Origin of the sequence: Ornithinibacillus caprae (assembly GCF_009728145.1) — a bacterium.
Taxonomy (GTDB): Bacteria; Bacillota; Bacilli; order Bacillales; family Amphibacillaceae; genus Ornithinibacillus; species Ornithinibacillus caprae.
Genome location: NZ_WOCA01000013.1, coordinates 60,570 through 84,766, shown reverse-complemented (window position 1 = coordinate 84,766; position 24,197 = coordinate 60,570). Strand labels below are relative to the sequence as shown.

General features: G+C 39.8%; 25 protein-coding genes. All 25 read right to left on the bottom strand.

Going from position 1 to position 24,197, the window contains the following annotated elements; translation table 11 throughout:
- Positions 1-4 precede the first annotated feature (4 nt).
- Positions 5-952 carry a C40 family peptidase gene (locus GMD78_RS15095; protein WP_155669746.1) on the bottom strand — a complete coding sequence of 316 codons (948 nt, stop codon included), beginning with the start codon at positions 950-952 and terminating at the stop codon, positions 5-7.
- Entirely contained in the window at positions 907-1,350 is a 444-nt protein-coding gene (locus tag GMD78_RS15090) for a hypothetical protein (RefSeq protein WP_155669744.1), read from the bottom strand. Before GMD78_RS15090 ends, GMD78_RS15095 begins: the two co-directional genes overlap by 46 nt.
- Before the next feature lie 4 nt (positions 1,351-1,354).
- The gene (locus tag GMD78_RS15085; protein WP_155669742.1) at positions 1,355-2,275 is read right to left on the bottom strand and encodes a S66 peptidase family protein; all 921 of its coding nucleotides are present in this window, start codon (positions 2,273-2,275) and stop codon (positions 1,355-1,357) included.
- Between the two features lie 107 nt (positions 2,276-2,382).
- Positions 2,383-4,056 (bottom strand): peptide ABC transporter substrate-binding protein, encoded by a 1,674-nt coding sequence (locus GMD78_RS15080; RefSeq protein ID WP_155669740.1) that lies wholly within the window; start codon positions 4,054-4,056, stop codon positions 2,383-2,385.
- Positions 4,057-4,075: 19 nt separating this feature from the next.
- Positions 4,076-5,080 carry an ABC transporter ATP-binding protein gene (locus tag GMD78_RS15075; protein WP_155669738.1) on the bottom strand — a complete coding sequence of 335 codons (1,005 nt, stop codon included), beginning with the start codon at positions 5,078-5,080 and terminating at the stop codon, positions 4,076-4,078.
- A 9-nt stretch (positions 5,081-5,089) separates the two neighbouring features.
- Positions 5,090-6,046, bottom strand: a complete 957-nt coding sequence (locus tag GMD78_RS15070; protein WP_155669736.1) for an ABC transporter permease — start codon at positions 6,044-6,046, stop codon at positions 5,090-5,092.
- Between the two features lies 1 nt (position 6,047).
- Positions 6,048-6,980: an ABC transporter permease gene (locus GMD78_RS15065; protein ID WP_155669734.1), complete on the bottom strand. Its 933-nt coding sequence runs from the start codon at positions 6,978-6,980 to the stop codon at positions 6,048-6,050.
- A gap of 88 nt (positions 6,981-7,068) precedes the next feature.
- On the bottom strand, positions 7,069-7,872 hold the full coding sequence (locus GMD78_RS15060) for a serine hydrolase (protein ID WP_155669732.1): 804 nt from the start codon (positions 7,870-7,872) through the stop codon (positions 7,069-7,071).
- 12 nt (positions 7,873-7,884) lie between these two features.
- Complete coding sequence (locus GMD78_RS15055; RefSeq protein ID WP_155669731.1) at positions 7,885-8,709, bottom strand: M55 family metallopeptidase; 825 nt, start codon at positions 8,707-8,709, stop codon at positions 7,885-7,887.
- The gene (locus tag GMD78_RS15050; RefSeq protein WP_155669729.1) at positions 8,706-9,362 is read right to left on the bottom strand and encodes a hypothetical protein; all 657 of its coding nucleotides are present in this window, start codon (positions 9,360-9,362) and stop codon (positions 8,706-8,708) included. Before GMD78_RS15050 ends, GMD78_RS15055 begins: the two co-directional genes overlap by 4 nt.
- A gap of 62 nt (positions 9,363-9,424) precedes the next feature.
- On the bottom strand, positions 9,425-10,756 hold the full coding sequence (gene murA / locus GMD78_RS15045; protein ID WP_155669727.1) for a UDP-N-acetylglucosamine 1-carboxyvinyltransferase: 1,332 nt from the start codon (positions 10,754-10,756) through the stop codon (positions 9,425-9,427).
- A gap of 34 nt (positions 10,757-10,790) precedes the next feature.
- Positions 10,791-11,498, bottom strand: a complete 708-nt coding sequence (locus tag GMD78_RS15040) for a YwmB family TATA-box binding protein (RefSeq protein ID WP_155669725.1) — start codon at positions 11,496-11,498, stop codon at positions 10,791-10,793.
- 120 nt (positions 11,499-11,618) lie between these two features.
- On the bottom strand, positions 11,619-11,849 hold the full coding sequence (locus tag GMD78_RS15035) for a DUF1146 family protein (RefSeq protein ID WP_155669723.1): 231 nt from the start codon (positions 11,847-11,849) through the stop codon (positions 11,619-11,621).
- Positions 11,850-12,315: 466 nt separating this feature from the next.
- The gene (locus GMD78_RS15030) at positions 12,316-12,714 is read right to left on the bottom strand and encodes a F0F1 ATP synthase subunit epsilon (protein ID WP_155669721.1); all 399 of its coding nucleotides are present in this window, start codon (positions 12,712-12,714) and stop codon (positions 12,316-12,318) included.
- 93 nt (positions 12,715-12,807) lie between these two features.
- A complete protein-coding gene (gene atpD / locus GMD78_RS15025; protein WP_155669720.1) occupies positions 12,808-14,220 on the bottom strand; it encodes a F0F1 ATP synthase subunit beta in 1,413 nt (470 codons plus the stop codon).
- A gap of 116 nt (positions 14,221-14,336) precedes the next feature.
- Positions 14,337-15,191: an ATP synthase F1 subunit gamma gene (gene atpG, locus GMD78_RS15020; RefSeq protein ID WP_155669719.1), complete on the bottom strand. Its 855-nt coding sequence runs from the start codon at positions 15,189-15,191 to the stop codon at positions 14,337-14,339.
- A 188-nt stretch (positions 15,192-15,379) separates the two neighbouring features.
- A complete protein-coding gene (atpA, locus tag GMD78_RS15015; RefSeq protein WP_155669718.1) occupies positions 15,380-16,891 on the bottom strand; it encodes a F0F1 ATP synthase subunit alpha in 1,512 nt (503 codons plus the stop codon).
- A gap of 99 nt (positions 16,892-16,990) precedes the next feature.
- Positions 16,991-17,533, bottom strand: coding sequence for a F0F1 ATP synthase subunit delta (locus GMD78_RS15010; RefSeq protein WP_155669717.1), 543 nt, complete (start codon positions 17,531-17,533; stop codon positions 16,991-16,993).
- The gene (gene atpF / locus GMD78_RS15005; RefSeq protein WP_343042354.1) at positions 17,530-18,054 is read right to left on the bottom strand and encodes a F0F1 ATP synthase subunit B; all 525 of its coding nucleotides are present in this window, start codon (positions 18,052-18,054) and stop codon (positions 17,530-17,532) included. Before atpF ends, GMD78_RS15010 begins: the two co-directional genes overlap by 4 nt.
- Positions 18,055-18,176: 122 nt before the next feature.
- Positions 18,177-18,389: a F0F1 ATP synthase subunit C gene (atpE, locus tag GMD78_RS15000; protein WP_155669716.1), complete on the bottom strand. Its 213-nt coding sequence runs from the start codon at positions 18,387-18,389 to the stop codon at positions 18,177-18,179.
- Between the two features lie 78 nt (positions 18,390-18,467).
- A complete protein-coding gene (atpB, locus tag GMD78_RS14995) occupies positions 18,468-19,190 on the bottom strand; it encodes a F0F1 ATP synthase subunit A (RefSeq protein ID WP_343042353.1) in 723 nt (240 codons plus the stop codon).
- A 16-nt stretch (positions 19,191-19,206) separates the two neighbouring features.
- Positions 19,207-19,581 (bottom strand): ATP synthase subunit I, encoded by a 375-nt coding sequence (locus tag GMD78_RS14990; RefSeq protein ID WP_155669714.1) that lies wholly within the window; start codon positions 19,579-19,581, stop codon positions 19,207-19,209.
- A 430-nt stretch (positions 19,582-20,011) separates the two neighbouring features.
- Positions 20,012-22,210 carry a S8 family serine peptidase gene (locus tag GMD78_RS14985; protein WP_155669712.1) on the bottom strand — a complete coding sequence of 733 codons (2,199 nt, stop codon included), beginning with the start codon at positions 22,208-22,210 and terminating at the stop codon, positions 20,012-20,014.
- Positions 22,211-22,302: 92 nt separating this feature from the next.
- Positions 22,303-23,415 carry a non-hydrolyzing UDP-N-acetylglucosamine 2-epimerase gene (wecB, locus tag GMD78_RS14980; protein WP_155669709.1) on the bottom strand — a complete coding sequence of 371 codons (1,113 nt, stop codon included), beginning with the start codon at positions 23,413-23,415 and terminating at the stop codon, positions 22,303-22,305.
- Positions 23,416-23,435: 20 nt separating this feature from the next.
- Entirely contained in the window at positions 23,436-24,065 is a 630-nt protein-coding gene (gene upp, locus GMD78_RS14975) for a uracil phosphoribosyltransferase (RefSeq protein WP_155669707.1), read from the bottom strand.
- Between the last annotated feature and the right edge of the window lie 132 nt (positions 24,066-24,197).

Below are 24,197 nucleotides of genomic sequence, written 5' to 3'. Positions count from 1 at the left end.
TCATTCACCTCCATTTCCAATAACGTCTTGCCTTACAAAGCTCTTTTTCATATGTTGTATTTTTTACTGACGTAATTTCAATCGGCTTTCCCGTCTTAGGTGAGTGAACCATCTGGTCATTGCCAATATATATTCCGACATGATGAATCCTTCCTTTTCCTTCCTCGTAGGCGAAAAATAGCAAATCGCCTGGCAGTATTTTGTGGAGTGACACTTCTTTACCTGCATTAGCTTGATCTGACGCATCACGCGGGATTTGATACCCATTAGCTTTATTCATTGCATAGACAAACCCAGAGCAATCATATCCAAAGGAACTCATTCCACCCCAGAAATAATCGAGTCCAAGAAACTGTTTACTTGAGTTTACAATGTCATCTCCAGTTCCCGGTTCCTTTATTCCATGGTTTGTATGAAATACGGATACGGAATCAGTTGGTAAAAAATAATCCCCATCTGGAGTCTTTACCTTCACTCGGTTGGAAATTTGATGAACTACTGGCAAGCAGGTCATGTAGCTAACCTCCATCTGCTTATCCCCATTTGCCGCTTCTAACCACACTTTAGGAGCTGTAACTGCTGCCGTTTTAGCACGGAACCATTCATTTTTATCCATTTTTTTAAGCTGTTTATGTGGAACCCAACCTGGATATCCTCTATCATCTTTTTTAGATGGCTGGGATGGGATCACAACATGTGCCCATTCTCCTTTTATTTCAGTAACAATAACTGCTTCACCAAGTAGTAGCTGCGTTTGCACTCGGTTTTCATCACATAATGCAACAGTAGTTTCATAGCTCAAGCTATTCAACCATTGATTGATATTGGTTGGATTCGTTAATCCTGGTAGATCTATATCTCTAGCTGACTCCGGTGATGTCCATACAGTCGCTACCTGCACAGCTGTTATCCATAATTCCTCTTCAAGTTGATCAAACGTTTGTTTAAACATGTTATAGTGCTCCTTTCAAGGGGTGTAGGTTGGGATTGCTGGAGAGTGGTTTGTTCAGTTTCCTTGTGCGGGAATTTTCCAATACTCGCGCTCCTCTGTCCGATGTTCGTGCTCTCGTGTCCGATGTTCGTGCTCCTGTGTCCGATGTTTCCGCTCTTGTGTCCGATGTTTCCGCTCTTGTGTCCGATGTTCGTGCTCCTGCGTCCGATGTTCTCGCTCTCGTGTCCGATGTTCGTGCTCTCGTGTCCGATGTTTCTGCTCCCGTGTCCGATGTTCGCGCTCCCGTGTCCGATGTTCGCGCTCTCGTGTCCGATACTCTCACTCCCAAAAACGATACTCTCACTCCCAAAAACGATACTCTCACTCCTAAAACCGATTCTCTCACTCCTCCACTCCAATCCCCTACCCTCGTACCCCAGGCATAATACGTAATTCTTTCCTCTCTGTATCCATCGTTGCTTTCACACCTAGTGGCACCGCAAAGTGTGGGTAGCAGTGGCCTATTTTAAATCCAGACATGACTGGTCCTTCAAGCTCCTTAAAATAATCATTAAATACTTGATCTAACGTTAATGAAGGTTCTTTTTTGGGGGCTGATTTGGCAAAGTCTCCGATTACGATTCCAGCTGCTTGATCAAGTTTTCCTGCAAGCTTTAGTTGGTTCAGCATTCCATCCACTCGGTACGGTACTTCATCAATATCTTCTAGCAGCAACAGTTTTTCTTTTGTATCTATTTCAAATGGCGTTCCGAGTGTACTTACAATTAATGATAGATTTCCTCCAACGAGGGTTCCTGTCACCCTTCCTTCTTGCAAAACTTCTAATTCACTAACCGCTTCGCTATAACAGAGTGCTGTTTCCTTAAATAGTTGTTTAAACATGCTGGCTGATAGTAAATCAAATTCAGGTGAAGCTATATCAGAAGCAGGCATCGGTCCGTGGAATGTGACTAATCCTGTTTGTTGGCGAATGGCGGTATGTAAATAAGTAATGTCACTGTAGCCCCAGATGATTTTTGGATGACTGTAGATGAGGTCGTAATCGATATCCGCTGCAAATCTAGCTGTTCCATAGCCGCCCCGGGCAAAAATTATTGCTTTCACATTCGGATTAGCAATCATATCATGGAAGTCAGCAAGTCGTTGTTCGTCTGTACCTGCTAAATATCCATGCACAGCATCAATATTTTTACCCAACTCGACACATAGACCCATGTCCTGAAAGAAAGGAATTGCTGTTTTTAATGTATCCATTTCAATTGGACTTGCTGGGGCAACGATTCCAATCGTATCCCCTTGTTGAATGGCTTTAGGATAAAGCATATGTATGACCTTCCTTCTATATTCTTAACCTATGAAACTCTTATGTAAAAGGAGTGGCTCACATACGAATGTAAATGAGCCAGCTCTTCAAATGATATTCTTATACGTTAGTTTTTATCCGCAAATTTTAGATCAAAATATCCTACTGGATGACGTAAAATTCCGCTTACACCATCCGCTTCTAAAACAACCGTGTTGTAGTAGCGAATTGGCATTGCTATCATTTCTTCTGCTAGCATTCTTTCTGCTTCATATAGATACTCCCAGCGTTGCTCTTCGTCTGTCTCTGACTTCCCTTTTTCAATCAACTCATCGTATTCCGCGCTAGAGAATCCAGTACGGTTCATATAGGAATCGGTTACAAAGCTCTCTAAGAAGTTGACTGGATCACTATAGTCATTAATGAATGAACTACGCGAAAACTGGAGTTCGAGGTTTTGCTGTGCTTCAGCGAATACATTCCATTCTTGGTTTTCCAATGTTACTTCTACACCTAAATGTTCATTGAACATACTTTGTAGTGCTTCAGCAACTGCTTTATTGGAATCACTCGTGTTATACGTTAACACAATTTCAGGCAGCTCATTATAGCCCTCTTCAGCCATTCCATCTTCTAGATATTGCTGAGCTAACTCAGGATTAAAGGTTACCAAATCTCCGTTTTCATCACGGAAGTCTGAACCTGTTGGGCTTGTAAATCCTGGTGACACAAAGCCATATGCTGGTTCTACACCATTTTTCACAACATACTCGGCAATGTCTGCACGATTAACGGCATATGCAAATGCTTTACGAATATTTTTATTATGGAATGGCTCTTCGGTAATGTTAAAACGGTAGAATTCTAAACCGCCGTAATCACCGATAAATACATTGTCACCATCGATTAACTCATCAGATAGCTCTGGTGGAATACTAGCTGTATCTAGCTCCCCACTTTCAAACATTTGGTATTGGGTATTTGAATCATTAACCATTGCAAAGTGAACTTTATCCAACTTCACCGTATCCGCATCCCAATAGTGTTCATTTTTCGTAAACACCATTTCAACGTCATGCTCCCAAGACTCTAATTTAAATGGACCGTTGCCAACAAATGATTCCGCTTCGGTATGCCAATTTGGATTATCCTGGGCTACTTGGTGATTAATTGGGAAGAAAGCTGGGTTTGTTAAAAGATCTAGGAAAAATCCAGTTGGTGCTTCTAACACGACCTCAAGCGTTTTTTCATCTACTGCTGTGATGTTGACATCATCTGCAGATCCTTCTCCACTGTTAAATGCTTCTGCTCCTTCAATAAAGTATCCTAGAAATGCCGCTGGAGATGCCGTTTCAGGATCAAGCATGTATTTCCATGCAAAAACAAAATCCTCTGCAACAACTGGATCTCCGTTAGACCAATTGACATCCTCACGTAGATGGAAGGTGTATGTTAAACCATCATCGGAGATATCCCAGCTTTCCGCAACTCCTTCTGCAGCTCTGGAGTCTTGATCTAAGCGTGTCAACCCTTCCATCAAGTTATTCAGTGGATCCCATGATACCGCATCAAATCCGATCGATGGATCCAGTGATGATGGCTCAATGCCATTATTTAAGCGAAGAACTTTTTCTTCAGTACCGTCATCGGTTGCATCTTCGTCATCATCATTTGTGCCTTCCTCTGTTGTGTCTGGTTCTTCCGAATCTGTTGGGTCCTCCCCAGCATCCTCATTAGCAGTACATGCGGCTATAACCATAACCGTTAGTAATGCCAATAGCAACATGAGAAACTTTTTCATCCTTTTTCCCCCTTGATAATTAGTTCGTGGCTTTCATAGCCAATAGCTTTTTACCCCGTTCGTCCTGGAGCCAGCAATTCACTTGATGTGATTCATTGAGCTCTACGGCATCAGGGTACATTTTATTGCACACCTCCATTGCGAATGGACATCGTGGTGCAAATGGACAGCCTTTAGGAGGTGAGAATAAATCTGGTGGTGTTCCATCGATTGGAATTAATTTTTCTCCTTGTACGTCCAATCTTGGAACAGATTTTAATAATCCCTTTGTGTATGGGTGCTCCGGATTATAAAAAATATCTCGCTTTGTGCCTGTCTCGACAATCTTTCCAGCGTACATCACAGCAATCCTGTCCGCTATTTTGGCAACAACTCCTAAATCATGCGTAATCAGAATGATGGATACACCAGTTATGTCTTGAATTTTTTCAAAAAGCTCCAGGATTTGCGCTTGGATGGTCACATCTAATGCTGTTGTTGGTTCATCAGCAATCAACAATTCAGGCTCACATATTAATGCAATTGCTATTACAATACGTTGTCGCATTCCCCCACTGAATTGATGTGGATACTGCTTTAATCGTTCTTCTGGATTAGGAATGCCAACTAAATCCATCATTTCTAGCGCTCTTTTCTTTGCTTTTTCTCTAGAGACTTGTTGATGCTGTCTAAGTCCTTCCATCAGCTGTGTGCCAATCGTTAGTGTTGGATTCAATGCTGTCATTGGATCCTGAAAAATCATCGATATATCGACACCGCGAATAGAGCGCATTTTCTTCTCGGAGACTTTCGTTAAATCCTTCCCTTTAAACATAATTTTTCCGTCGGCAATTTTACCTGGTGGATTGGGGATTAAACGCATGATTGCATTGGATGTCACGCTTTTCCCACATCCCGATTCTCCAACAATCGCAAGTGTTTCGCCTTTATTTAAATGAAAGTTAACTCCACGAACCGCTTGAACAGTTCCACCATATGTGGAGAAGGTTACATGAAGATCTTTTACATCAAGAATTTTTTCCATCTCAGGCACCTACTTCCTTAGTTTCGGATCCAGTGCATCCTGAAGTCCGTCTCCTAATACATTAAAGGCAAACATCGTAAACGATATGAAAAATGCAGGGAAAAATAACGTCCACCAATTTCCTGATAAAATTGCACCCAATGAATCATTAGCCATTACACCCCAGCTTGCATATGGGGCTTGGATTCCAAGTCCAATGAAGCTTAAAAATGCTTCTGCAAAAATCGCAGATGGTACAGTTAATGTCATCTGTACGATAATTGGCCCCATCGCGTTTGGGAGTAAATTTTTCCGTATAATACGTGAGGATCTCGTACCAAATGACTTGGAAGCGAGGACAAATTCATAATTTTTAATTTGCAAAACCTGTCCCCGCACTATTCGGGCCATCCCTACCCAGCCTGTAACCGTTAAAGCGATAATGATCGTCGTTAGACTAGGGCCTAAAACAACTAACAGTAAGATAACAACTAATAAGTAGGGCAGCCCATATAAAATTTCAATAATACGCATCATAATATTGTCGGTACGACCACCTTTATAGCCAGAAATTCCACCATAAATGATACCGATCGTTACATCGATTAGTGCAGCCATAAATCCGACAAACAACGATATCCTGGCTCCGTACCAAGTTCTTGTGAATACATCACGTCCATGGGAGTCCGTTCCAAACCAATGCTCCGCAGATGGTGCTTGATACTGGTTTGGTAGATCGGTTTTATTTACTTCATACGGTGATACGATTGGACCAATAATGGCCATGATCACTAAAACAATAAGAAAAAACAAACCAGACATGGCTAATTTATTTTTAACGAGCCGTTTCCATGCATCCTGCCAGTAGGATAAGGATGGTCTGGATACTACCTCTGCTTGATTCTGGTCCCGTTCCTTCCATCTAAACCATTCATCAGGTACCTGCGACTGTAATTTTATGTGTCGGGGATTATGTTTCTGTTTCATGTTACTCCCCTTCCTTATTATTTACTTTAATTCGTGGATCCAATATTCCATAGGCGATATCTACGAGGAATAGCATGATGATTAAAAATGCACTATAAAATACGGTCGTTCCCATGATGACTGGGTAATCTCGGTGATTAATGCTTTCAACAAAATATTTTCCCATTCCAGGTATGGCAAAAATTTGCTCGATGACAAAGGTTCCTGTTAATATTCCAGCTAAAAGTGTTCCCATAATCGTTACGACTGGCATGAGCGCATTGCGAAGTGCATGCTTCATAATAACCTTCCAAGGGGTCAGCCCCTTAGCTCGAGCCATTTTTATATAATCCTGGGTTAAGACCTCTAGCATCGTCGATCGTGTTAGCCTAGCAATGATTGCCATCGGTCCAGTTGCAAGAGCTAAAACAGGAAGTACCATATGCTTTGGGCTTGACCAGGTTGCAACTGGGAACCATTCCAAGTTCACCGCTAGTTGCTGTATAAGCAGTGTTGCTAGGATAAAGTTCGGAATGGATATCCCAAGGACAGCAATTCCCATAGCCATATAATCAATTATTCCGTTATGCCGTAGCGCTGCCAATATCCCTAAAATAATTCCAGACACAACCGCTACTATTATGGTTACAATCCCAAGTTCAAAGGAGATTGGGAATCCTCTCCCTAGTAGATCATTTACCGTTTGGTTTGGTTGTTTAATAGATGGACCAAACTCGAGTGTGGCAATTGACTTTAAGTAGAGTAAATACTGAATATGATACGGCTTATCCAGATTATAATGGCGTTCCAAATTGGCTTGGACAATCTCATTCGACGTTTGATCACTGTTAAACGGAGATCCTGGAATTGACACCATTAACACAAAAGTTAATGTCACAATGATCCACAACGTAATGACCATAATAAGCAATCGTTTTAACATATACCTGAGCATGTTCCCAACTCCCGTTTTCTTCTACTCCTGCATGGTTGTGTGATAGTTGCGTGTAGTTATTACTACTGATATCTATGCTTGTTTTCTTTTATTTATTCAAAGAATAATAGATTAATAATCCAATCTCCGTGAACGCTTCCTGTAGTATACGATCATCTATCCCCTTTGCTAGAACAGAGACAATCATTTTTCGCTTACCAATATAGAAGATCCCTATTTCATGTCTCGTTTGATGAACATTCCCTGTTTTATGTGCAAACATCCATGATTTTGCATCACCAATTATAGCTGGGTTTGGTGTTGGTAATTTTGCCGGTAAACCATTTGTTATTTGTTGTCTCATCAATACTTCAATCATTTTCTCACAGGCATGAAAAGAGACCACTTTTCCTGTCACGATCTTTTTTAAGAGACTTGTCATCTCAAAAGCGGTGATACAATTAGAACCTTCCTTTTCAACTGGAACAGTCATTAATTTATGATGAAATTCAGATTTATTTAATCCATAGTCTTTCATTACTTGTTGAATCTGTTCTTTTCCCAGAACATCAATTAACATATTCGTCGCTGTATTATCACTTTGAATGATCATTAATGTAGTTAAGTCATGCAGAGAAAGCTCTATTCCAGGTGTGAGATGTTGTAATACCCCACACCCACCAACAATGTCTTCGCTCCTTAATTTAATCGTTTCACTTAAGGAAAGTCCTTCATATTCATGCGCATGAAAAACCGCAATCATTATGGGAACTTTTATAATACTCGCAGCGTAAAACGTTTCGTCTGAATTCCTTAACCATACCTCACCTGTATCCAAATCCTCTAACGCAATTCCCCAAGTTCCACCAACTTGTTCGATTTTTTGGCTTATTTTTTCCGCAAGCTGTTCCATCGTTACACATCCTTATGAAAACTTCGTACAAAGTGCCAGCTCGATCATGACAAGCATTGCTTTATATGCTTCTACTATATCCTCTGCCTCATATCGAACGACGGTTGTTCCCGGAATGATCTCCGTTCTAGGCATTAAATTTGCCCATTCCGCATGACCATAATTCGCAAACTCGATTTCGAGAACCGGCTTATCTGGTGGTAACAGCGGCTCCACTTGGTTACGCTTCTCTAGAGCCTCTGCAACTTTATCTGTTAATAACTCACCAGCTTTTTTAGGTGTTAAGCTCTTTACAGCAGACCTGGAAATCGATTCCTTTACAACCGCTGTTGTCACATTAGGAATCAACTCAATCGCTTCCAAAGCCGCATAATCATCGCCAGAAACGAGTAATACTGGAACACCAAAATATCCTGCTACATATGCATTAAATCCCATTTCACCAATTGGCTTATCATTGATATAAAAATTACGTACTGCATGGATCATCGAATGAGACATGACGCCAGGCTGACCTGCACGTGAATGGTATCCGATAAACATCGCCCCGGCATACGTGCTATCCAGTCCTTGTACCATAGATAAAGGCTTTACATCTCCAGTAATCAACTGGGCATCTGGATGCAACTGATCAATTAGTAAGTTATTCATTTTTGAATGACTATCATTCACTAAAATATCCGTACATCCATGCTTAAATGCAGCCTCAATCACATAATTTGCCTCATCCGTCATGATTTTACGAGCTCGTTCATAATTATGCTCCCTGAAATCGACATATGTATAATCTGGTAGTCCAGTAACTCCTTCCATGTCTACAGAAAGATATAATTTCATTTGGATATTCCCACCTTTATCGTTTTTAATATAGTATATGATAGAATGATAGCATAGATGATGGTTTGTTTATTGGGTTGGGGAGTTGGGGGGTTGAGGCTTTCGCTGCTTCTGTGTCCGATGAATTCTTTCAAGTGTCCGATGATCTCGGTCCTGTGTCCGATGTTTCCGCTCTCGTGTCCGATGTTCGCGCTCTCGTGTCCGATGTTCTCGCTTCTGTGTCCGATGTTCACGCTCCTGTGTCCGATGTTCCTGCTTCTGTGTCCGATGTTTCCGCTCCTGTGTCCGATGTTTCCGCTCCTGTGTCCGATGGTTCCGCTCCTGTGTCCGATGTTTCCGCTCCTGTGTCCGATGTTCCCGCTCCTGTGTCCGATGTCCCCGCTCTCGTGTCCGATGGTTCCGCTCCTGTGTCCGATGTTTCCGCTCTCGTGTCCGATGGTTCCGCTCCTGTGTCCGATGTTCGCGCTCCTGTGTCCGATGGTTCCGCTCTCGTGTCCGATATCCTCGCTCTCGTGTCCGATGTTTCCTCTCCAGTGTCCGATGTTCGCGCTCTCGTGTCCGATGTTTCCACTCTCGTGTCCGATGTTCGCACTTCTGTGTCCGATGTTCGCTCTCTCGTGTCCGATGGTTCCGCTCTCAAGTCCCTTAACCATAAAGATTCCCAACACGAAAAAACGAAGCCCCACAGGGACTTCGTTTCAAATTTAGTATTCTCTTATAATTTCAATCCTGCGACAATTCTATCAGTCTGGTAATCTACTTGGACTATTGGATTAACTACATCTCCATTTTCATCTACACGTTCAATGTCTGCTCCCAATGAAGCAAGTTTTCCTGCAAAGTCAACATAACCACGGTCTAGATGGACTAATTCAGTTACTCTAGTTAATCCTTCAGAACGGAGTCCAGCCAAAATTAATGCAGCTGCTGCACGTAAGTCTGTTGCAGCTACTTCTGCACCTTGTAAATCAGAAGGTCCTTCAATGAATACACTTCTGCCTTCAATTTTCATTTTCGCATTCATGCGACGGAATTCTTCTACATGCATAAAACGGTTTTCGAAAACAGTCTCGGTAATTACACTTGTTCCTTCGGCAAATAACATGAGTGCCATCATTTGGGATTGCATATCTGTAGGGAATCCCGGGTGTGGCAATGTCTTGACATCTGTAGCTTTTAGCTTATCTGGCCCAATGACACGAATTCCATTGTGCTCTTCCATTACCGTAACATTCATTTCCTCAAGTTTTGAGATAATGGGACGCAAATGTTCAGTAACTGCATTTTCAATCAATACATTTCCGCCAGTAATAGCTGCTGCAACCATAAATGTTCCAGCCTCTACACGATCAGGAATTATTGAATGAGTTGTTCCATGTAGTCTCTCTACTCCTTCAATGCGGATTGTATCTGTTCCCGCACCAACTACTTTCGCTCCCATTTTGTTTAAGAAGTTTGCTAAATCAACTATTTCAGGTTCTTTTGCACAATTTTCTAATATCGTCTTTCCTTCTGCCAAAGCAGCTGCCATCATAATGTTTTCTGTGGCACCAACACTTGGCATATCAAGATATATTTTTGCACCTTTTAGACGGCCATTTACATGAGCTTCCACAAAACCATTACCAACGTGGACTTCCGCTCCCATAGCTTCAAAGCCTTTTAAGTGTAAATCAATCGGGCGAGAGCCGATTGCACACCCACCAGGCATTGCAACATTTGCATGACCGTATCGTGCCAATAATGGACCTAATACAAGTACGGATGCACGCATTTTACGAACATACTCAAATGGTGCTATTGTTTCTAACTTGTTTGTAGCATCAACAGTTACTGTATTTTCTTCAAAATTTACATCAGCATTCATATTACGTATTACTTCATTAATTGTATAAACATCAGCTAGGCCAGGTACATCATGGATAACGCTTTGTCCTTCACTAGCAAGAATACTGGCAGCAATTACCGGTAGTACTGCGTTTTTCGCACCTTCTACTCGAACAGTACCATTTAATTGCTGTCCGCCTCTTACGATGATTTTATCCATATTGCAATTCTCCTTCAGATCCAATTTCACTATATTAATATTCATTTATTAGGATAGGTGTTCCAATTGTGTATTTTTCGTTGTCCTTATCCAAATTTTCTACGACGATTTGTATATTGACAGGCTTATCCACGATGGTCATTTTACGGCTCCATTGTGACGTATAGCCATAAATTATATCTCTTTGCTCTAATTCCGTATCTTCTTGTTTTTCGATATGTGTTAAGTTAAGTTTTTCCTTAAATTTAGACAAAAAATAATCACTATTTATTATAGCATTATCAGATGTTGTCAGACAAGCAAATATTTGAACGTTTTTTGTAAAATATTCCCGTTGTATCCACTTGGTTTTTTCTTGATATGCCGCTTTTGTGGTGGCATCCCAGGAATCACCTTCCAGTACAGCTATTAGTTCGCCTTGGTGTAATGGATTTTTAGGAATGATCGCACTATATCTTTCGTTGATCTTACCCGTTTTTTGGACGTCTCCAAATGAATATTTTATACTGTTTTCATTTTCCTTCCTAGTGACTAAATAACTATTTTCTAATTTCTTCATAACGTTTTTTAATTGTTCTTCATGCATTGTTTCTTTAATCGTAACTTGCCAAGAATCAACCTCAACATCGTTTTCTAAAACAATCGTTGCCATATCGATTAATTCATCAGAATATATTTCATGTGCCATCACATTATTGGTTATTAATAATATAAATAGGCTTATAAGAACCATTTTCTTCATATCAATATCTCCCTTGTTTTACTATATTCATAGTATGAACAAGGGCTCGAAAATACATACATAAAACAATAGATTAATAGAATAAAAAAAGCAATACCAAATTAATGGTATTGCCACTTGTTAAAATAGAAAGTTTAAGTCCTGAGACCATTGAATAAATTCTAAGAAGAACCGGCTTACTCCAGATCCTATTACAATCGTAATGAGTAATAGAAGAATTCTTGCCTCACCTGCTTTACCTTTTCGAATTAATGGATCTAAGTTTAATGTTTGAACTAATCTCCAAGTAATTGTGATAAATATGATATGAGAAATCATACTCATGATTGCTAATTGCCCGATTGAAAACATATATTAACCACCTTGTTTAACTAATTGATAATAGGATTTCCTTATTTAAAATAAATCAAACCTATATACTGTCTATGTAATACTCAATAGTTACTTTGCCATTCATAATGGGAAATGTCAATTAGGAGAGTGCTTTTCGACATGGTTTTATTTTGACAAATATTTTCCCATTTCCCGGGAAATATCGACATAGATTGTAAAAGTATTGTCTGATGCTGTATTACTCTTCTGGAGGAAATACTGAATTATATTGGTGATGTGCTGAATTATTGTCTATAATACTGAATTATCTTTTCCATATATCGAATTATCACTATTTATGCTGAATTATCCTACTCAAGTGCTGAATCCACCGCTCACCGTACACGCCCCCACACCACGTAACATGCGACAATACTCCAACCCCAAACCAGCTCCTAAATAAAAAAATCTCCCACAATATCATCATGGGAGACTTTTTTATTCTTTATCGTTGAGCAGCATCGATTCGGTTTGCTGCTCGCTTGAGTGCTAATTCAGCCCTTAGGAAGTCGACATCATCTTGTTTAGACTGCAAGCGACGTTCAGCGCGTTCTTTCGCTTTTCTCGCACGCTCTACATCGATATCTGAAGGTTTTTCAGCAGATTGGGCAAGAATGGTTACTTTATCAGGTCTTACCTCTAAAAATCCACCGCTGATTGCTAGCTTTTGCACGTCGGATCCATTTTTTAGACGGACAACGTTGATTGCAAGAGGAGCAACTAATGGAATATGTCCTGGTAAGATACCGAGTTCCCCATTTTCTGCTTTACAACTAACCATTTCAAAACTATCTTCCAATACAGGACCATCAGGAGTAACAACACTCACAGTTAGTGTTTTCAATGTAACCCCTCCTTAGACAGGTAGTTCGTGAACGTGTTATAGTACACGTTCATCAACATGACCATAAAATCAAAACTACCTTATGTCTACTTATTATTCCATACTTTTTGCTTTTTCAATTACTTCTTCAATACGTCCAACTAGACGGAATGCATCCTCTGGTAAATCATCATATTTACCATCTAAGATTTCTCTGAATCCTTTAATTGTCTCACTTACAGGTACATAAGAACCTGGTTGACCTGTAAACTGTTCAGCAACGTGGAAGTTTTGAGATAGGAAGAATTGAACGCGACGTGCACGTGATACAGTCAATTTATCCTCATCTGAAAGCTCATCCATACCAAGGATTGCAATGATATCTTGTAATTCTTTATATTTTTGAAGTGTCGCCTGTACTTCACGAGCTACTTCATAATGCTCACTACCAACGATTTCAGGGTCAAGTGCACGTGATGTAGATGCTAGTGGATCCACGGCAGGGTAAATACCTTGCTCTGAAAGACCACGGTCTAAGTTTGTTGTTGCATCTAAGTGAGCAAATGTTGTTGCAGGTGCTGGGTCCGTATAGTCATCGGCAGGTACATAAATAGCCTGGATTGATGTTACTGAACCTTTAGCAGTTGATGTAATACGTTCCTGCAATTGTCCCATTTCTGTTGCAAGTGTTGGTTGGTAACCAACGGCAGATGGCATACGACCAAGTAGTGCGGATACCTCTGAACCTGCTTGTGTGAAACGGAAGATGTTATCGATGAAGAACAATACGTCTTGTCCTTGCTCATCACGGAAGTATTCTGCCATTGTTAGACCAGTTAAGGCAACACGCATACGTGCACCTGGTGGTTCGTTCATCTGACCGAATACCATTGCTGTTTTAGTTATAACTCCAGAGTCTTTCATTTCGTAGTAAAGGTCATTACCTTCACGTGTACGCTCACCAACACCAGCGAATACGGAAATACCACCGTGCTCTTGTGCGATGTTGTTGATTAACTCCTGGATTAATACGGTTTTACCTACACCAGCACCACCGAATAAACCGATTTTACCACCTTTAATGTATGGTGCTAAAAGGTCAACTACTTTAATACCAGTTTCTAAAATTTCTGTTTCAGTTGATAAGTCCTCGAACTTAGGTGAATCACGGTGAATCGGATCTAAACGTGTATCTGATGGTAGTGGATCATCAAGATCGATTTTATCTCCCATTACGTTAAATACACGACCTAGTGTTACCTCTCCAACTGGTACAGAAATCGGTCTACCTAAGTTTTCTACTTCCATACCACGTTTTACACCATCTGTTGAAGACATTGCAATGGTACGTACTGAATTGTCTCCAAGGTGAAGAGCAACCTCTAACGTAAGCTCACCACTTACTCCTTCACCTTCAGATGATTCCAATTGGACAGTTAATGCATTATAAATATCTGGAAGCTGGCCGTCTTCGAATTTTACGTCAACAACAGGTCCCATAACTTGTGTAACATGTCCTTTGCTCATCGATTTCCCTCCTAACTAACTCTTTTGAACACTTGGATAATCACCAAGCCTTCACGGCGAAAGCCATATTCTGCTTAAAGCAGGATAGGAGTGTTTTCCTATCTGCCAAAAAAATTCTATTCTAACGCAGCTACTCCACCAATAATCTCGGTAATTTCTTGCGTAATCGCTGCTTGGCGTGCACGGTTATATGATAATGTTAAGCCATCAATAAGGTCATTCGCATTATCTGTTGCACTGCGCATTGCAGTCATACGTGCTGCGTGTTCACTAGCTTTTCCGTCAAGTAGTGCACCGTAAATCAAGCTTTCTGCATACTGAGGTAAAAGCACTTGTAAAATTTGTTCTTGATTTGGCTCATATTCATACTGGCTACCAGTTGCGCTATTTGCCATATCTGTAATCGGTAATAATTTTTTCTTCGTAACTTTTTGAGAGATGGCACTTACGTAGTGATTATAGAAAATGTATAGTTCATCAATTTCTTCATCACTGAACATTTGAACCGTTTCCGATGCTAATTCTTTAATATCAGCAAAGTTCGGTTGGTCAGCCAACCCTAATATACTTTTTGCAACTGGCATGTTACGTTTTCTACAAAAATCATAACCCATACGCCCAATTGCAATAACTGTATATTCGTCTGAAGATTGATGGCGCTCGTTTACGGTTTGATACAGGCTTCTTAAAATACTACTGTTGTATGCACCTGCTAAACCACGATCAGATGTAATGACAAGATATCCTGTCTTTTTCACTTCACGTTTAGAGAGCATTGGATGATCTGCATCTGTGTTGCTTGCAATACTAGCAACAACCTCTTGGATTTTTTCACTATAAGGAACAAATGATTTGGCATTTTGTTCTGCCTTATTCATTTTCGATGCTGATACCATTTCCATCGCTTTTGTGATCTTTTTCATTTTGGCGGTCGAGTCGATCCGACCTTTAATATCTCTTAGTGATGCCAAGCTTTTTCACCACACTTTCATTGAAAGGTTGAAAACTATATATAAAGTATTAGGCTAGTTCTACGTGTCTAGCTACGTGGGCTAACGGCTCGAGTCATAAGCATTTGACACTCCGAACGCAATAAACCATGCGTTCTTCGGCCCCCTGCTTATGCTTTTCTCCGCCTATCAAGCCCACTTTCGCTTTTCTATTTTTCAGTTGGTAAAAATGTTTTCTTAAATGACTCTACTGCATCTTTCATATCAGCGTCATCTGGTAAGTTTCCAGTTTCACGGATAGATGCTAGTAGCTCTGCACGGTTAGAATCTAACCAAGTATGGAATTCATCTTCAAAACGTACCACATCTTCTACTGGAATATCATCTAAGAAACCTTTTGTTAATGCGTAGATGATCATAACTTGTTTTTCAACTACAAGTGGTTTGTGAAGTCCTTGTTTTAGTACCTCAACAGTACGCTCACCACGGTTTAACTTAGCTTGAGTTGCTTTATCAAGGTCTGATCCGAACTGAGCAAATGCTTCTAGCTCACGGAATGACGCAAGGTCAAGACGAAGTGTACCAGCAACTTTTTTCATTGCTTTAATTTGTGCGGAACCACCAACACGTGATACGGAAAGTCCTGCGTTAATCGCTGGACGTACACCTGAGAAGAATAGATCTGATTGTAGGAAGATCTGTCCATCGGTGATTGAGATAACGTTTGTTGGGATATATGCAGAAATGTCTCCTGCTTGTGTTTCAACGAATGGTAGTGCAGTTAATGAACCGCCACCTAAATCATCATTTAATTTTGCTGCACGCTCTAGGAGACGTGAATGTAAGTAGAATACATCCCCTGGGAATGCTTCACGACCTGGAGGACGGCGTAATAGTAATGAAAGTTCACGATATGCTGCTGCTTGTTTTGATAAATCATCATAAACAACAAGCACGTGCTTACCGTTATACATGAATTCCTCACCCATTGATACACCAGAGTAAGGTGCTAAATATTGTAATGGAGCAGGATCAGATGCACCAGCAGATACAACGATTGTGTAATCTAATGCACCATAACGGCGGAATGTTTCAACTGTTCCACGTACAGTTGATTCTTTTTGACCAATTGCAACATAGATACAGATCATGTCTTGGTCCTTTTGATTTAAGATTGTATCAACAGCTACTGTTGTTTTACCAGTTTGACGGTCACCGATAATAAGCTCACGCTGACCACGGCCAATTGGCACAAGTGCGTCAATCGCTTTAATACCAGTTTGTAATGGCTCATGAACGGATTTACGTGCCATAACCCCTGGTGCTGGAGATTCGATCGGGCGTGATTTTGAAGTTTCCACTGGACCCTTACCATCGATTGGCTGTCCTAATGGGTTAACGACACGTCCTAATAATTCCTCACCAACAGGTACTTGCATGATACGTCCTGTACGACGAACTTCGTCGCCTTCTTTAATATCTGTATATGGTCCTAGGATAACGATACCTACGTTAGACTCCTCAAGGTTTTGCGCCATACCCATAACACCATTTGAAAATTCAACCAACTCACCGGACATGACATTGTCAAGACCGTGAGCACGTGCGATACCGTCACCGATTTCAATAACCGTTCCGACATCACTAACTTCTAATTCCGAGTCAAAAGTCTCGATTTGCTGTTTAATCAACTTACTGATTTCTTCAGCTTTGATGCTCATACCATTTCACCCCTATCATCTTGTTCGTTAGAAAACTTAGTTTACCGCTACTCGCAATAATCCAAGTTGTACTATGCAGGTAAGAAAGATTCTGCCTTCTTAGCTGCCAAGTTTAAGATTGCGTTTAAAACTACGTAGTTTACCACTGATTGAACCATCAATGATTGTATTACCCATACGAATTTTCACGCCACCGATTAACGAAGGATCTACCACATTTTCAAGCTGGATTTTTTGCTTGTTGAAACGTTTAGCAAATGTGTTTTCAAGCTCCGTCTTCTCCGTGTCAGAAAGTTTGCGAACAGAATAAACTTTTCCTTCAGCAATTCCTTTTGCGTCATTTACCTTTTGAGTAAAATGATTAATAATGGATAAAACCATTTCAGTACGTCCACGATCAACAAGGATCTTTAACGTGTTTAATACGTCTTTAGAAACTCCTTGAAATGCTTCATCTAAAAATTGTTTCTTCTTTCCATTATTCACTCGAGGATGTGCTAGGAAAATGTTAAGTTGATTATCATTTTGAAAAACATTTTTCACTACACGAAACTCTTCTACAAGTTGGTCTAGTGTAGCCTTTTCTTGTCCTAACTGAAAAAGAGCATCTGCATAACGTTTGGCAACTACTGCTTCACTCATCGCTCTTCTCCTACCTCTTTAATGTAGTCGTTGATCAATTTCTCTTGATCTTGTTCATTAAGTTCTTTTTCTATTACTTTACTTGCAATAAGAACGGATAATGATGCAACTTGATCTTGAAGTGCTTGAAGTGCTTTTTCTTTTTCATTTTGAATCTCTTCTTGAGCTGCCTCTTTAATACGAGTTGCCTCAAGGCGTGCAGATTCAATAATATCTCGCTCTTGTTTCACACCAGCATTTTTTGCATCTTCAATAATTTTTTGTGCTTCTTGTTTTGTTTGCTTTAATTGCTCTGTCGCCTCTTTCGCTGCTTTTTCAGCTTCAGCACGACTTTTTTCAGCTGATTCAATTTCATTAGCTACATATTCTTCACGTTTTTGCATCATGTTCATTACTGGACCCCATGCAAATTTACCCACTAAAAATAGTAGTACGATGAAGAAGAATAATTGCGTTAACATGTCTCCTACTTGGAAACCACCAACTGCATGAATATATGAAAATCCGGTGAATGCTTGCACGTAATTCACTCCTTTCACCCTAAATCGTGAACATTAATCTATCATTATTTTACACTCAAGTATAAACAACGGCGAAGGTTCTATGGAAGATAATCTTCGCCATTTTAACATTTATTATTTGATTAGCCACCCATTACCATTAATGCGATAACTACTGCGATAATCGGCATTGCCTCAACTAAACCTACACCAATGAACATTGTTGTTTGTAGTTGACCTTTTAATTCTGGTTGACGAGCAATCCCCTCAACTGTACGACTTACGATTAAACCGTTACCTACACCTGCACCAAGTGCTGCTAAACCTACTGCTATTGCTGCTGCTAAAGCTCCCATAATATAAATCCTCCTCAAAATAATTATATAAATTTTTAATAATTTCCCGTTTTAAGTTAAAACAGGTTAATTAATCCCTTAATGTTCTTCACTTACTTTGTGCGAAATGTAAACCATCGCTAGCATTGTGAAGATAAATGCTTGGATTCCTCCAATAAATATACTGAATCCTTGCCATGCTAAGAATGGAATAGCTCCTCCAAGGAAGCCCAATACTCCAGATGTTGTTAAACTTACTAATAATGCTAATAATACTTCTCCGGCATATAAGTTACCGAATAGACGTAAACCAAGTGTCAATGTATTCGAAAATTCTTCGACAATTTTGATAGGAAATAGTGGCCACATTGGTCGGAAATAATCTTTAAGATATTCTTTTCCACCACGCAACTTAATTCCATAGAAATGTGATAGCACAATTACCATCGCTGCTAGAGTAAGCGTAATACCTGGATCTGCTGTTGGTGATTTCCACCATACTTCATGTCCTACTACTCCATTAGTGATAACCCCTAACATATTTCCAATTAAAATGTAAGAAAATAATGTTAGTGCTAAAGGTAAGAAAATCTTCCCTGTTTTCCAGTCCATTGTGTCATTAATGATTCCTTTAACAAAATCAAGGACCCATTCCATCACATTCTGCGCACCTGTTGGTTTCATCTGTAACTTTCTTGCCCCTAACACAGAAAGAATGAAGACAATTAATGAAGTAACGATAATCATCAATACATTTGACAAGTTAAAATCAAGCCAACTTATACCAAAGACATCGTGTACTATCGGTGCCTCATGATCCACCTTATTCACCCCTCTTTCAAGCACTATCTTTATTTTGGAAAAAAATAAAATCTATCATAATGACTAGATAGGAAGTCATTAATCCAATTACCAGAGCAATCATATCGAAGTATTCTTCATAACGAAGCGCAATAATGACTGCTAGTGCGGTTGCGGCAAGTCTAGATATTGTGCCTAACCCTCTTGGGGATTGTTCTTTTACAACGGCATCTGCAAAATCACTCGTCTTTTTTTGTAAGAGATATAGATTATAAAAACTGACGATGCTTCCTAGCAGAAGACCGAGGAAAATACGGACATACGGGGTAAAGCCCGCCCCAATTACCAAAATTGCGAGAAGATAAAACATCCACTTACGTTGTCTATTAGTCATAATTTCATAATCTGACATGAATAATCTTCTCCTGTAAAATCCCTCTACCTATCATACTTTTCTGATAGGGTGGTTTGGCTAATATGCAGACTTTTAAATGATTTCCTCACAACTAGTTTACGTTCTATGTAAAATAGAATAATGAGTGATGGAAATCACATCTTTTGTAGAATGAATGAGGTATAATAATTATTTTAAAAACGTAAATGAAACCATTTTCATTCCACACTAAGCAAGTGTACAATAGCACTAACCCATTGTCAATTGGTATGTGAGTTATTTTACATATATTTTGAATCCCAATTTTTACTAGCATGTACATACTTTTTTTGCATGGTAATGATAGTCTAAAAATGGTTATTCAATCACATTATATCGTAAAATCGAGAGTGCTATTTATGAAATTTTTGTGAACTTATAAAGTAAAGTAAATTGTATACCAACCTAATTATGGATCGATATACAATTCTACTTCATAACTTTCATATTCTCCGCTGTCTAGCTGTATGGTAATCAATGCTTTATAACTACCAGGATCTCCTAATTCCGATTTCTTCAGGTAACCTTCATTCATTCCTACTTCTACATCTTTTAACTGAAGTAATGTTCTATCATATAGCAGTGTATCTGGTTGATATAGATCAACTTGCACACTTTCTGTATCCTCTGTTAAATATATTTGATAGAAGTATTCTTCATCGGAAAAAGGTTTTACATGAAAATCAAAGCCTGCCGCTTTTGGGTAATCAGCTGTTTCATTAATAAATAGATATGGTAGATAATAGGTATGATCTTGCTCGTTCAGGGACAACCACCCTTGATGAACTCCTTCCTCTAATTGAGAAGAGGTCATTCTTAATTCAATTGGGATCGTCTTCTTATCATTACCTTCTACTGTAAATGATTGTGGTAATTTCCAGCTTACCCCCTTTTGTTTATTCGGAATATCAAAGGAATACGTCTGTGGCTGATCTGTCGTATTTTCAATAGTTACTTCAATTGTTTTTGAATGAACAAAACCACCAACTTTTCCAAAGGGTAAGGCAGAATCATGGATAATGGTTGATGTTGCAATCGCTTTTTTCGGATCAATACTCCCAGCACCTTGGATAATAGGGTCAAACACTATGCCCTCTTCATCCTCCATCCGTAAAGCAGTTGTTCGTAACGCGCCAAAAATTTGCTCATTTGACCAATTTGGATGTGCTTCCTTCAATAAGGCAATGGCGCCTGTTACATGTGGCGCTGCCATACTCGTTCCTTGCAGTGCTTGATAGCCTCCAGGAACGGTACTGATTATATTTGTACCTGGAGCAAGAACATCTGGTTTGATATCCCAGTTTACGGTAACAGGTCCTCTTGAACTAAAGGGCGCAATTCCATCTTCTATTTTTTCATACTCGGTTTCAATATAGGAAAAGCTTTGCTCTGCATAGTTTTTTAACCACTTTCCATCCTGATCAGAAACAGATGCAACTGGTATACGAATTGGATCCTCCCCACCTGCAATCGATCCCTGGAATTGTCCTTCCTCGTTATTATAAATTAATACAGCGACCGCTCCCTGTTGTTCAGCATTCTTTGCCAAATCATAAAATGGAACCTCCCCTCTTTTAACTAGAGCAATTTTTCCACGTACAGAAGTAGAAGATTGTTCAACATCTACTACCCTATAATCCTTTTCTAAACTCCATGGTACAGATCCCATCATTGGCATCATTTGGATCGATTTATCTGCAAGTGCATCATATAAAAAAGGAAGCTCCTGTGGCGGTGCGGTTGCCCCTACGGATAATGCATTTGAAGCTGTTGCTGGGGCACCAACAGTCCACCTATCTGGACCATTGTTACCATTAGCAATCACAACAGCAATGCCATGTTCCGTTGCACGGTTCACAGCAATACTTGTTGGATAGTCAGGTACATTAACCGTATTCCCTAATGACAAGTTAATTACTTCAATTCCATCTTCTATCGCTTGTTCCATTGCAGCAATAATTTGAATAGAAGTGCCTACACCTCCTGGACCGAGAGCACGATATGAATAAATTTCCGCTTCTGGTGCCACCCCTTGAAACATTCCATTTCCAGCAACAATGCCGGCAACATGTGTGCCATGAATGGTTGGCATCCCCTCTGATGCGAGTGTTTCCATCGGATCCTCATCTAAATCTACAAGGTCATACCCTCCCATATAGTTGATCTGTAAATCTGGATGATTGTAATCAATCCCCGTATCAATTACCCCTACTCTTACTCCTTTTCCCGTGTAGGTTGTATTATTAACTGTAGATGGGAGTACAATATTTGGTTGTTCGGCTGCTTTTTTAAAATCTTTTTCTGTAACATCAATGGAATATTCACGAACAGGATGGATCGCTTTTACAAAATCTAATGTGTCCATCTTTGTTAGTCTTTCTGGAGGGGCTTGTAATGCTAAGCCTTTCAATAACTTGTCATAAACTGCAATAACTTCAACAAAAGGATGGTAGGTTTCCAAATATTCCTTATGCTTGTGGGGGTCACCCTCAACTTCAATGATGATGGATTCTTTATCATTCTTTTCTTCTGCATATAATGAATTGGTTGTGAGGTTTAATAGCGTGATGGTTCCTATAGATAGGATGGTTATGATCAAGTAGCGCATGTAGGGAAACCTCCTTTTCCAATAGATTGTGTAATTTAGGAGGAAACATGCATAGGAAAAGGGAATCCAGTAAATTAGGATTCCCCCTTTCATTAGTTAAAATATTCAAGGATAGCCTCAGCGATTCTTCGTGACGCTTCTCCATCTCCATAAGGATTAGAAGCTTTGGCCACTTTTCGATGTGCCCCTTCATCGGATAATAATTCATTTGCTAGATTAAATATCGTATCTTCATCCGTACCTGCTAATTTTAATGTACCCGCATCAATTCCTTCAGGCCGTTCCGTTGTATCTCGTAAAACAAGGACTGGTACACCTAGTGATGGAGCTTCTTCCTGAACTCCACCAGAATCAGTAAGGATCAGATGTGCTCGACTAGCAAAGTTATGAAAATCAACAACCCCAAGGGGTTCAATTAATTGTATTCGTTCATCGTTTCCTAAAATTTCGTTTGCCGTTTGTTGAACAAGTGGGTTTAAATGAACCGGATATACAACTTGAATATCATCATGCGACTCTACTAAACGTTTAATCGCGCGAAACATTTGTTGCATATTCCCCCCCAAATTCTCTCTGCGGTGTGCCGTCATGAGGACAAGACGTTTGCCCTCTAGTTGGTCTAAAATCGGATGAGTGTACGAATCATCTACAGTAGTTTTCAGCGCATCAATGGCAGTATTTCCAGTTACGTAAATACTTTCTTCAGGTTTATTTTCAGCTAGGAGATTTTGTTTTGACTTTTCTGTTGGCGAAAAATGTAAGTCTGCTAAAACACCTGTAAGTTGGCGATTCATTTCCTCTGGATATGGTGACTGCTTATTCCATGTCCGAAGTCCTGCTTCCACATGCCCAACAGCAATCTGATTATAAAGTGCTGCAAGGGAAGCTGCAAAGGTGGTACTCGTATCACCATGAACAAGAACAATATCTGGCTTCGTTTTTTTCATTACGTCATCCAGACCTTCTAATGCGCGTGTTGTTATTTGAGCAAGTGTTTGCTTCTGCTTCATGATGTTTAAGTCATAATCTGCATGGATATTAAAAATCTCAAGCACTTGATCAAGCATTTCACGATGCTGTGCGGTAACCGTAACTATAGATTCAAATTCATCCGAACGCTTTTGTAATTCTAGGACAAGTGGAGCCATTTTAATTGCTTCTGGTCTTGTCCCAAAAATCGTCATTACTTTAATACGCTTCGCCATAATAGACACTCCAACTTATTTTATTTCGTTCCAAATAAACGGTCGCCCGCATCTCCCAGTCCAGGAACAATATATGCATGGTCATCTAATTTCTCATCCATTGCCGCTAAGTAAATGTCTACATCTGGATGTGCTTCTTTAATTACCTCTACACCCTCAGGAGCAGCAATTAAACACATAAGACGAATATTTTTTGCACCGCGCTTTTTCAAGGAAGCAATGGCATCATTGGCAGATCCTCCTGTAGCAAGCATTGGATCGATTACAATCAATTCACGCTCTTCGATATCAGAAGGTAATTTTATGTAATATTCAACTGGTTTTAACGTCTCTGGATCACGGTATAAACCAACATGCCCCACTTTTGCAGCAGGAATAAGTTTTAATACACCATCAACCATCCCTAACCCTGCACGAAGAATTGGAATTAAACCGATCTTTTTACCAGCAAGTATTTTAGCTTTCGCTTCCATTACCGGCGTATCAATTGTTGTTTCTTGTAACGGAAGATTTCTAGTAATTTCAAAGGCCATTAACATCGCAACTTCGTCTACAAGCTCACGAAACTCTTTCGTGCCGGTATTCTTATCTCGAATGTGCGTTAGTTTATGCTGAATTAACGGATGATCTAGTACGTGTACATTTCCCATTGCTCACCACTCCTTAAATTTATTTATATCTATCAAATTGTACTTAAAAATTGAGCTGCTTTCAAGTATGTGGTGGTTTTTGTTTTGGAATTGTGGTTTTTGGGGGAGGTGTGGATCTGTGTCCGATGGTTG